The organism is Desulfamplus magnetovallimortis, assembly GCF_900170035.1.
GTDB classification, from domain to species: Bacteria; Desulfobacterota; Desulfobacteria; order Desulfobacterales; family Desulfobacteraceae; genus Desulfamplus; species Desulfamplus magnetovallimortis.
In genome coordinates this window covers 36,531-48,343 of record NZ_LT828559.1, presented here as the reverse complement: position 1 = coordinate 48,343, position 11,813 = coordinate 36,531, and the positions used below count along the sequence as shown (strand labels likewise).

Here is an 11,813-nt window from a genome sequence, read left to right as displayed (position 1 = left end):
AAATCAGTTCCCTTCAATGTCATATGAGAGCAGGGTCATGCCTGTTTTTTATTCTGTTCAAACAGAAGGATGGGCTTTTCATGGGTCAGCACAACCTCTTCCCCCACTACGCATTCTCTGACATTTTCAATGGATGGCAATTCATACATAATATCAAGCATGGTCTCTTCCATTATCGCCCTTAATCCTCTTGCGCCAGACTTACGTGTTACAGCCTCTTTTGCCATGGCAACCAGAGCTTCATCCGTAAATTTAAGCATAATGCCTTCAAATTCAAAAAGACGCTGATACTGTTTTACAAGGGCATTTTTGGGTTCTGTCAAGATCTTGATCAATGATGCTTCGTTGAGTTCTCCAAGTGAAGTGACAACCGGCAATCTTCCAAGAAATTCAGGGATCAGACCAAAACGAATAAGATCTTCAGGCTTGAGAAGTTCGAGAAGCTCTCCAATATTTTTCTCTTTGCGACTGGTCATCTTGGCTCCAAATCCCATGGATTTGCTGCTGATTCTTCTTTGAACAACTTTTTCAAGGCCGGTAAATGTTCCACCACATATAAAAAGGATATTTGACGTATCAACTTTTACAAAATCCTGCTGGGGGTGCTTACGTCCGCCTTTTGGAGGAATACTTGCTGTTGTTCCTTCAATTATTTTCAAAAGTGCCTGCTGTACACCTTCTCCGGAAACATCTCTTGTTATAGAAGGGTTGTCTCCCCTCTGGGAGATTTTGTCTATCTCATCTATATAGATAATACCCCTCTGGGCTTTATCAATATCATAATCAGCATTCTGAACAAGAGAAAGGATTATGTTTTCAACATCTTCTCCAACATAGCCGGCTTCGGTCAAAGTTGTGGCATCTGCAATTGTAAAGGGAACATCAAGAAACTTTGCAAGGGTCTGTGCAAGAAGTGTCTTTCCGCAACCTGTCGGGCCGATAAGAAGTATGTTACTCTTCTGAATCTCAACATCATCCTTACGATTAATATCAGAATCAAGGCGTTTATAGTGGTTATAAACTGCAACAGAGAGCACCTTTTTGGCCTGATCCTGCTCTATCACATATGTGTCAAGAACATCCTTGATCTCCCTTGGAGTAAGGCTTCTGCGAGAGCCGGACATAAAGGATTTTTCATTTTTTTCCTCATCCTCAATGATCTCGTCACATAATCCTACACACTCATTGCAGATAAAAACACTTGGCCCGGCGATGAGCTTTTTAACCTCTTTCTGGTTTTTACCACAAAATGAACAGAAGAACTGGTCGCCGTCATCTTTTTTTCGGGCCATATCAAGCCTCCTTTGAAGGATCTTCGGTATCTTCTCTGTCAGCCACAACACGATCTACAATACCATACTCAAGTGCTTCTGCGCCTGACATGAAAAAATCACGATCAGTGTCATTGGATATTTTCTCAATATCCTGGTTTGTATGGCTTGAAAGAATTTTATTCAATACATCTTTCATGCGCAAAATTTCGTTGGCCTGGATTTTTATATCAGAAGCCTGACCTTGGGCACCTCCAAGGGGCTGATGAATCATGATTCTCGAGTTGGGAAGGGAGTAGCGCTTTCCAGTTGCGCCTGCTGCAAGTAGAAGAGCGCCCATGCTGGCTGCCTGCCCCACACATACCGTTGAAACATCGGGTTTTATGTACTGCATGGTATCATATATCGCCAGACCCGCAGTTACTGCTCCACCAGGTGAGTTTATGTAAAAATTAATATCTTTTTCAGGATCTTCGGATTCAAGAAAAAGAAGCTGAGCCACAATAAGATTTGCAATTTCATCATTTATCGCTGAACCCAGAAAAATAATCCGGTCCTTCAACAGTCTTGAATAGATGTCGTAGGCACGCTCTCCCCGATTACTCTGCTCAACGACCATGGGTATTAAAGGCACTGTATAAACTCCTTTGTTTATTATTTAACGTGCATGGCGGATTTCCGCCACAATTGAGTGAATAAAAGTCTTCATAAAAACAACTAATTACAGAGTTTTTTCATATAACGGCCATGGCATACATATTTGCCACAACGAAGCATGAAAGTCCTTAAAACCTTAAAAGACGGGGACTTTCTTATAAAAACCCTCATGATTGGAGGGCATCACAACGATGCATGAAAGCCATGATATATACTCAAAATCGACATCTTAGTGTTTTTTCAGCAATTATTGAATTTGTCTGAATCAGGATAACCAAGATGGATAGGATGTTCAGGATAGATAATCCTGCCTTATCCTGTTAATCCTGGGAATCTTGATTCAGACAGTTTTCACAAGGTTTACAAGATCATAGGTGTCAACTTTGAGCATATAGTATGTTATGGATGCTTTCTAACAAAAAAAACACCGGTCACCTTTATTCTCGATTTTATACTATCCAGTCAAATATAGTACGACCAGATTACAACAAAAAAATGAAAACCATAAAAAATTGATGCTTCAGCGAAATAATTCTGCCTGCTGAAGATCAATATAAAAAACTGTTCATGATTTTCATTTTTTAATTGTGGATAGAAAGCCGATTTTGAATAATTCAAGCTTTTGCTCACCCCAAGCCCCCATATTACAAACATATGGGAAGAGAGGGTAAATTATTTCGGCCTTAATTCCTGAAACTGTAAGCCATCTCTATTCTGTTGGGTCAGAGGAGATTGCTTCTTCTTTTTCTGAAGCATCGTCAATGGAAGCTGACTGACCTTCTATTTCAGGTGTTACCTCAATTATAGTGCTATTATCTATAATAAGATTCACAGCCTTTTTTTCAAGCTCAGTATATTTTATATATTCAGCCTGCTGAGGAGACTCCTGCAACAGCGCCTTTACGACTTCCGTAGTAGCCCCCATTGCATAAGCCATTGAGATACATAATTTTTCGATCTCTTCCTCGTTAAGCTCAAGATTTTCCTGCTTAATTATCTTGCCCAGAAGAATATGACGCCGTGCCTGTTTTTCAGCTACTTCACGGGAGCGTTCTTTTATGGATTCAACAGTAAATCCAAGCTCCTCCATGGTAAGATTATTATGGGCGAGGTTCTGTTCAGTCTCTGCAACAATGGCGTTAAGCTCTGCATCCACAAGAGCATCAGGAGTATCAAACTGACACCTATCAAGAAGCTGTTGAAATATCTGTTCACTCATCTCCTGGTGAACTCTTGTCTCAATTCCCATCTGAAGATTTTTTGCAATAACCTTTTTTACATCTTCAAGGGTTTCGTATTGACCAAGTTTTTTTGCCAGCTCGTCATCAATTGGTGGAAGCACCTGCTCCTGAATTTCCTTCAGAAGTACTTTGAAAAGCACTGTTTTACCAGCAATCTCTTTATTTTTATCATCTTCAGGATAGACAACTTCAATCTCAAGTTCCTGGCCAGACATGGAGCCTGTAAGTTTTTCCGAAAAAGCTTCCGGAAGAGCTTTACTTCCTATACTCATCACATAATTTTCAACCTTGGGAGTTGCACTAAAAGGTTCTCCATCAACAAAACCCTCATAATCAATCATCACAAAATCAGATGATTTTACAGGTCTTTCTTCTGTCACAACTTCTTTTGTGGACATCTGTCTCTGGATCATTTTAAGCTGTACGTCAATCTCTTCATTTGTTACTCTGTAAAGATTTTTATTAAGCTCAAGCCCCTTAAAGTCAATATCATCAAGCTGTGGTCTGATCTCAAAATCCAGATCAAAAATTAAATCTTTCCCCTGCTCAATCACTGGTGTTTCAGGATTGAACACAGGCTTTCCAATGATTTCATAGTCATTATTCTCGGCTACTTCCACAAAGGCGTTTTGAACCATTCGTGCAGATATATCTGCATTAACATCTTTGCCAAAACGGCTCTCAAGAACTTTGCGGGGTATTTTACCTTTACGGAATCCTTTTATTGAAGCTGTTTTATTTAGCTCTTTATAAGCTTTATCAAGCTCGATTTTCACATCTTCACACGGGATTTCAAAGTGTATATGCTTTTTAACTGTATTTACATCTTCTATATTTACCTGCATTACATTCCTTTCTACGATCAAAAACGCTGAAGCATTCTGTTACCAAATGTACTGTAATAACGTCCAGCCAACCCGAACCCCGTGGGTGGGCAGCCACCATTAAATAAAATGAACTAAGTTAATCCTTATCCACAAAAGTGTCAAGAAAATTGAAAAAAGATTTTATTTCAATACCTTGGTGCCATTTATTATCACAGTCATGGCAGACCCATATGCCTGCCACAACAAAGCATGAAACTCCTTAGTAATTGGGTTTAATTAACTTACCCAAGCTCCCCATCGCAAGCCTGTAAGAGGTGGCTGGAGGTGAGATGAATGGGCAAGTTATTAAAAATAAATTCCTTAATAGAAAAAAACGAGGAGTTTCTTATTCTTATAACCCCCATGGCAGGTCAACATGCCACAACCGAATGAATGAAAGTCGTTTTAAAAAGCAGTCATTGCTGAGATTTTCACATAAAAAAATTCCTAAAATGATATTTTCCTTGATTTTCATTAAACAAGATGATAGAAGCTTTTTGATAAATTATCGGGGCGTAGCGCAGTCTGGTAGCGCGCCTGCTTTGGGAGCAGGATGTCGGGAGTTCGAATCTCTTCGCCCCGACCATTAGAAAATAGAAGGCTTCAGGAATTTTTCTTGAAGCCTTGTTTTTTTTGGGGTTCACAAAACCTATTGAATTGTCAGCACTTAATTTTAGGGTTCTGAGATAAAATTCATCTGATGAAAACCCGGTAGAGACAAGGCAAGCCTTGTTTCTCTACAGTTCATTGCACCCTAATTATTAGTTTTGACAAAGCACTATTCAAAGTTTTTTCTATTTTTGACCAGGTGGCGATAATGGTGCTTAACCTTTAAATAACAGCACGTTATATATTGCCTTAAAATGGGAATCCGGTGAAAAACCGGAACGGTCCCGCCGCTGTAAACGGGGACGAGCTCCTGCATAAATGTCACTGCAAAGAGTTTTTTTAAGCTTTGTGGGAAGACGCAGGAGCAAGGATGATCCGTGAGTCAGAAGACCTGCCAGGTTAAAAGTTTGTACCCAGGCGAGATGGTAAATCCCGGGCTGACAGAATATGTCGGTTCCGGGATTTTTTTTGTCCGGAACATGGCTTTTTACATCCAAAACCTTCATGTAACGATATCTTGCATGCTCTGACATGGAAATGAAGAGATGCAGCTTCACGGTAACATGCTTTAGGAATAATTTCAGGCCAGAAGATATATTCAAAAATTAATTGAATGCAAAAAAGGACAAAAACCATGAAAAGCATTAAAACCCAGCTTGAACTTGCCAGGGCAGGAGTGATTACAGAGCAGATGAAACAGGTTGCTCAGGATGAAAATGTTGAGTCAGAAACTATCCGCCAACGAATTGCCAAAGGCGAGATAGTCATTCCCAACAATCCCTTGAGAAAAAGCCAGAAAGCTGTAGGTATTGGAAAAGGTTTGAGAACCAAAGTCAATGTATCCATTGGCACATCTTCAGATATTTGCAGTATTGATGCAGAGGTGAGAAAAGCCATCGCAGCCCAGGAGGAGGGAGCCGACACCCTGATGGAACTTTCAGCAGACGGTGACATGGATGCCATACGCCGTGAAGTGCTAAAAGCTGTTAGCCTGCCTGTGGGAAATGTTCCACTCTATCAGGCGTTCAAGGAGACTGGCCGCAAATATCATAATCCTGCAAAACTTGATCCTGAATATCTTTTTGAACTGATTGAAAAACAGCTTGAGGATGGCCTGAGCTTCATGGCCATACATTGCGGAATTAATCAATACACCATTGAACGACTCAGAAAACAGGGATTCCGTTATGGCGGACTTGCTTCCAAGGGGGGAACGTTCATGGTTGCCTGGATGGATGCCACAGGAAAGGAAAACCCCCTTTACGAGCAGTTTGACCGTGTATGTTCCATCATGAAAAAATATGATGCTGTTCTCTCCCTTGGAAACGGCATCAGGGCAGGTGCCATACATGACAGCCATGACAGGGCACAGATGGCAGAAATGATAATAAACTGTGAGCTTGCAGAGCTTGGACGTGAGATGGGATGCCAGATGATGGTGGAAGGCCCTGGGCATGTTCCAATGGACGAGATCCAAGGAAACATAATGCTTGAAAAACGCATGAGCGGAAACGCTCCCTATTATGTGCTTGGGCCTCTTCCTGCTGATACAGGAGCCGGTTATGATCACATAACATCTGCAATTGGTGCTGCAACATCCTCATGGCATGGTGCAGATCTTGTATGCTACATAACCCCTGCCGAGCATCTTGCCCTGCCAAATGAACAAGATGTTCGTGAGGGTGTAAGGGCAACCCGTCTTGCTGTTCGCATTGGTGATATTGCAAAGTATCCTGAAAAAAGGGAAAATGAAAAACTGGCAGCAATGGCAAGGCGGGACATGAGATGGGAAGATCTTGGGAAATATCTAATGTTTCCTGAAATAGCAAGACAGATGCGTGCCGAACGTTCTCCAAGGGAAGAGAAAACCTGCACCATGTGCGGAGACTTTTGTGCCATGAAAAAAGGTATGGAGGTTTTCAGCAGGGATATAAAATATGACAAGGCAATAATATAATTACTCAAAATCGACATCTTATTGCTTGTTCAGAAGTTATTGCAGTTGTCTGAACCAGGATAACCAGGATGGATAGGATGCTCAGGATATATAATCTTGCCTTATCTTGTTAATCTTGGGAATCCTGATTCAGACAGTATTGACAAAACTTACAACATCATATGTGTCAACTTTGAGTAATTATTGATCTTGATGAAGAAAATGTGGAAATGCGCATCAGTTGGGGGGTTCCAGAGTTCGATAAAAATACAGTAGAGACAAGGCATGCCTTGCCTCTGTTGCATCCTTATTTTCAGCTTTAATAGGGCATACTTCATATCCCCACAAAAGTACTTTATACTTTTTTGGGGGGAACACCCTGAAAACGTAGTGTTATTTCAGAAAGTGTAAAATGATTATGTATGAACCATGCCTTTAATAGATGCCAATCTTTCGCATAATTTTCCACTAAAAAAGGACATCCTTCATATCAAATCAAAATTAGTTTACACTTTTAGAAAAATTCTGAACCATGATTAAAGGATTTAAGGATTAACACGATTAAAAATCAAGGTAATCCCTTAATCATGAAAATCATGGTTCAAAAAAAGTGTAAACCGAGAAATGAAAGATGCCTAAAAAAGTATAAATTTTTTCCATAATGATGCAGTGGAAGCCAAATTTTTGTTAATATTTACATTGAGATGGCAAATATTTTTGAAGCAAAGCCTTTTGTCTTTTGCTCCGTTCCGGCAAGATATACTCAGCGCACCGCCTATCTATTTCTTTTCTGGCATTGAGATGGATGGGACTTTCCAGTGAAGAGCTGTTGGAGTTAAGCCCCCTTTTATCAAAAATTTTACTTATTCTCTGTTCTTTTCTATAAATATTGACATCCCCAATTGTAAGAAAACTTTTTGTTTCATGGGCTTTTTCAAGTTTCTCTTTAAGCAGAGGATCAATGGAAAGATTCATGCCCTGAAGAACCCGATTGCAATTTATCAGCAACTCCTCATCAAATATCATTTTATCAAAACTTCCACCGGAAAATGCCGCCATATGCCCAGGATAACACCAGAGTCTATCAACATCTGTCATGAAAAAAGGGGCAATTGTCGTAAGACAGGACTCAAAGCCTGCCTGATAATCATTTCTGGCTGCATCAGCAAGGCATCCACAAAGCACACTATTCATCCCGAAATATTGACAAACCTCATAGAACATTATTTGGACATGTAGGTACTCCGGACTTGCATATACCGGCTGCATGGTTCTCATATCCGTCATTGTGGAGAAATTTGTGAAGGCCACGCTTGTCTCGGGCTTCAGAAGCTGAAGATATACAGCCCCTGCAAGACAAATGGCAACATCATGAATGACGATTCCCATAAGGCTTTCCGGACCTGTCATGAATGACAAAGTACATGGAGAAATTGTAATATCCTGATTCTCCTCGGCAAGAACGGTTAAATTGATCAAGCTCTCTTCATCATAGGATAAAGGTGCCATTGGACAGATCCCTTGTCCCATAACCGCTTTTTTATCCTCTTCTTTGATCTCCTTTATCAACTCTATCGCTTTTCTGGCACTTGCATAAACATTACCATTTTTTGTATTAGATGGAGTTGCTCGCAATCCCAGACTTGGGAATTTGTCGGAATATTTCAATAGCATGGCGATTTGAGCAATGAATTTATCCTCACTGTCATTTCCTTCGGGATCCACAATTCCGGGATTTACAGATTCATAAAGTTCTGAAGTCTCTGCAAGTTGATACATTTTGACAGCATCTTCAACAGTACCATTTCTGACATCTCCTGTCCGGTCATCTAAAACCATGGGTGAATTTGAAAAGGGTGAGCCTGCAACCACCTTTTTATTATCAGTTGATTCATGGATATACTGAGGCATCAACCCCAAACTCTTCTCCAGAAGAAAAGGGGAAATATAGACTTTTTTACCATCAATTCCGGCACCATTTTTTTTAAAAAGTTCTCTTGCGCTCTCCATATCAAATTCAATGCCTGTGGTTGATAAGATATCTGTGGCAGATTCATATATGGATTCGATTATTTCTTTTTTTAATAATTTTGAGATCATTAAGACTCCTTGTTTCCGTAACGAAAGAATTCAGATAATTAAATTGATAATGGAAAGTCTAATTATCTGTTATCTTATTATTTTTTTTTAACCAAAAAATAAAATATTTTTCTGGAAAGCTATATCTACTGCTTTATCTTCCACGGAATACCTGCCACCATATAAACCACTTCATCCGCAGTCTCGGCAATCTTTTGATTGACATAGCCAGCCATATCCCTGAATTCCCTGGCTATGGCATTTTCAGGAACAATACCCATACCAACTTCGTTAGTTACCAGAAAAACGGAAGAAGAGAGATCTTTAAGAGCCATTTGAAGTTCCATGGTTTTGGAAAAAATCCCCTCCTCACCAAATCCATTAAACAAAAGATTTGAAACCCAAAGTGTCAGACAGTCCACAATAATAACATCAGCAGAAGCACGCTTAATCTCCAATGGCAGTTCAATGGGCACTTCGGCAGTACACCAATCTTCACCCCGCTCTTTCTGATGCTTGTTAACCCGTTTTTCCATCTCTTTATCAGTGGGAACCGATGTTGCCATAAAAATTTTTCTGATGTTCTTATGCCCGTATTTATCATTTAAATCAGATTCAGCATTATCATACGCCTCTATTTGTGAGTCCGCACATGATTTTTCTACAGAGACAGCCTTATTGGCAAGGAAAAGAGCATGATTGCTTTTTCCGCTTCTGCATCCTCCAATCACAAGGGTGATCCTGTTGATATTTGTATTTTTATTCAATTTATTTATTCACTCCGTGACGATACGTTTTCAGGCGTAGCCCTGTAAAAAGCGCAGATTCTTATCTTCTCAAAATCGACTTCTTGTTGCCTTTTGACAGTTATTGAATTTATCTGAATCAGGATAACTAGTGTTCTTTCAAGGTTTGATTGTCGGGTAGAAAATGCCTCTTCGCTTTGCATTACCTGTAAAATCACCCGACAGTTTAAACTTGAAGAAGCACTTAGATGAAAAGGATGTTCAGGATAAATAATCCTGCCTTATCCTGTTAATCATGGTGTGGTGTCCCAAATATGTTGATGAGCTCTTCACAAACCTTGATTCAGCAGGGCTTTCACAAAAAGATATCAACACTTTTATGACACTACCCCAATAATGGGTATCCTGATTCAGACAGTGTTGACAATGCTCAAAAGATCATAGCTGTCGGCTTAGTGCCGGAAAAACAATGTCAAGTTCTACATGACTTTCAAAATGCTCTTTCAAAAGCTGATAATCTCTCTTTTTTCTGGCAATACCATCCGGCTCATATGAGGACGCTCTGTTATCATAGAGATGCTGTTCCATATCAATTCCTGCCTGTTCAAGCCACCTGTTTTTAATGACTGGAACATCAAACAAACCGTGCATATATGTTCCGCATATATTTTTTTCACGTGAAACAGTCCCATCCTCATCATGGCATACCATGCTGTTTCTGGAATGAACCTTGAACATGGGAGAGCCAGCAAAACGAGTGGTATGGCCCATATGGATTTCATACCCCTCACCAATATCGAGAAAATCTCTGGTAAAATCATACCATATAAAAGTACTTAATGTTGTGATCTTGGGTGCCTTCAAAATGGTATTTACCGGAAGAAGATCAAGTCCATCTGTTATACCGGGATTACCTTCAAGGCCGTTTGGGTCATCCACATGTTTGCCCAGAATCTGATAACCTCCGCATATCCCCAGAATATGCCCTCCAGATGCTGCAAAAGATTTAATTTTCTGATCCCAGCCGGTTTGTTTCAGCCATTGCAGATCTGATCTTGTATTCTTTGAACCCGGGATTATAACAGCCTTGAACCTATCAAGCTCAACGGGCTTTTCAAGAAAAATCACCTGAAGCCCGGGTGTATCTGCGAGTGCATGAAAATCTGTAAAATTAGAAATATGTTTAAGCTTTATTACTGCAATGGCAGGTTTGTTTTTTTCAAGAGATGAGACAGAAGACAAAACCTCAAGCTCAACAGAGTCTTCAGCATCAATTCTGAAATGATGATACCAGGGAAGTACTCCCATCACTTTTTTGCCGGTTCTCTTCTCTATCCACTCAACTCCCTCTCTGAAAAGCTTGATATCACCCCGAAACCGGTTGATGATAAAACCTTTAATCATATCTCTGTACCTGTCCGGCAAACATTCAAGTGTCCCCACCAATTGACCAAAAACCCCGCCACGATGAATATCAGCCACTAGAATCACATCAGCACCTGCATAATCTGCCATCCGGAAATTGACAATATCTGAAGGCATCAGGTTAACCTCGGCGCAGGAACCTGCCCCCTCCATGACTATCATTTCGTATCTGTCCCGAAGGCGATCAAATGCCCTACATGCCTCATTGAAATAGAATTCTTTTTTACTGTGATACTCCATTGCAGTGCTGTTTTCAACTGCAACTCCGTTAAGAACCACCTGGGAACCCTTCTCACCGGTTGGTTTAAGCAGTACAGGGTTCATATCCACATGGGGAACAACACCTGCTGCCTCGGCCTGTACAATCTGAGCACGCCCCATCTCAAGACCTTCAGGGGTGATACCTGAGTTGTTGGACATATTCTGGGCTTTAAAGGGAGCCACCGCGACCCCTCTATCAGCAAGGGATTTACAGATTGCAGCCCCGACAATGCTTTTTCCTACATCCGAGCCTGTACCAAACACGGCAATGGGTTTAAATTTTCTCATCCTCGGTTTATTCTCCTAACAATATCGGCATCCTTAGATATGACACCAAAAGTACTTTACACTTTTTTGTGATATAGTATTCCAGATAATTAAATGTACTGATATGCATGTAAGGGCAGGCGATTGGTGTTCTTTTCAAAGCCGACACCTATGCTCTTTTGAGCCTTATCACTACTGTCTGAATCAGGATACCCAGGATGATAATGATTTACAGGATAAAAATCCTGGACATCCTGTAAATCCTGGTTATCCTGATTCAGACAAATGCAATAACGTACATGGCTGATGACCGCCACAATCGAAGAGATGACAGTCGTTTTAAAAACAGGCTGTTACCGAGACTTTCATATAACGTACATGGCGGATTCACGTCACAATCGAAGAGATGAAAGTCCTTTTAAAAACAGCCACTTACTGAGACTTTCATATAAAAA

7 protein-coding genes, 1 tRNA gene and 1 riboswitch are annotated in these 11,813 nt (G+C 40.4%); of the genes, 2 read left to right on the top strand and 6 right to left on the bottom strand.

The features are described from left to right. Positions 1 to 35 precede the first annotated feature (35 nt). From clpX to tig, 3 genes are all read right to left on the bottom strand, one after another. Positions 36 to 1,292, bottom strand: coding sequence for an ATP-dependent Clp protease ATP-binding subunit ClpX (gene clpX, locus MTBBW1_RS23245; RefSeq protein WP_080808004.1), 1,257 nt, complete (start codon positions 1,290 to 1,292; stop codon positions 36 to 38). Between the two features lies 1 nt (position 1,293). Further along, a complete protein-coding gene (gene clpP / locus MTBBW1_RS23240) occupies positions 1,294 to 1,905 on the bottom strand; it encodes an ATP-dependent Clp endopeptidase proteolytic subunit ClpP (RefSeq protein WP_080808001.1) in 612 nt (203 codons plus the stop codon). A 732-nt stretch (positions 1,906 to 2,637) separates the two neighbouring features. Further along, positions 2,638 to 4,014, bottom strand: a complete 1,377-nt coding sequence (gene tig, locus MTBBW1_RS23230; protein WP_080807997.1) for a trigger factor — start codon at positions 4,012 to 4,014, stop codon at positions 2,638 to 2,640. A gap of 530 nt (positions 4,015 to 4,544) precedes the next feature. On the opposite strand from tig, the gene MTBBW1_RS23225 reads away from it, so the two are divergent. Beyond that, positions 4,545 to 4,621, top strand: a tRNA-Pro gene (locus MTBBW1_RS23225). A gap of 203 nt (positions 4,622 to 4,824) precedes the next feature. Further along, positions 4,825 to 5,057: riboswitch (cobalamin riboswitch) on the top strand. A gap of 221 nt (positions 5,058 to 5,278) precedes the next feature. Next, complete coding sequence (thiC, locus tag MTBBW1_RS23215; RefSeq protein WP_281255679.1) at positions 5,279 to 6,601, top strand: phosphomethylpyrimidine synthase ThiC; 1,323 nt, start codon at positions 5,279 to 5,281, stop codon at positions 6,599 to 6,601. 666 nt (positions 6,602 to 7,267) lie between these two features. Here thiC and MTBBW1_RS23210 read toward each other — a convergent pair. The 3 genes from MTBBW1_RS23210 to MTBBW1_RS23200 form a co-directional block, all read right to left on the bottom strand. Then, positions 7,268 to 8,680: a trimethylamine methyltransferase family protein gene (locus tag MTBBW1_RS23210; protein ID WP_080807993.1), complete on the bottom strand. Its 1,413-nt coding sequence runs from the start codon at positions 8,678 to 8,680 to the stop codon at positions 7,268 to 7,270. A gap of 125 nt (positions 8,681 to 8,805) precedes the next feature. Further along, the gene (locus tag MTBBW1_RS23205) at positions 8,806 to 9,426 is read right to left on the bottom strand and encodes a bifunctional adenosylcobinamide kinase/adenosylcobinamide-phosphate guanylyltransferase (RefSeq protein WP_080807990.1); all 621 of its coding nucleotides are present in this window, start codon (positions 9,424 to 9,426) and stop codon (positions 8,806 to 8,808) included. Between the two features lie 417 nt (positions 9,427 to 9,843). Continuing rightward, a complete protein-coding gene (locus MTBBW1_RS23200; RefSeq protein ID WP_080807988.1) occupies positions 9,844 to 11,379 on the bottom strand; it encodes a cobyric acid synthase in 1,536 nt (511 codons plus the stop codon). Positions 11,380 to 11,813 lie beyond the last annotated feature (434 nt).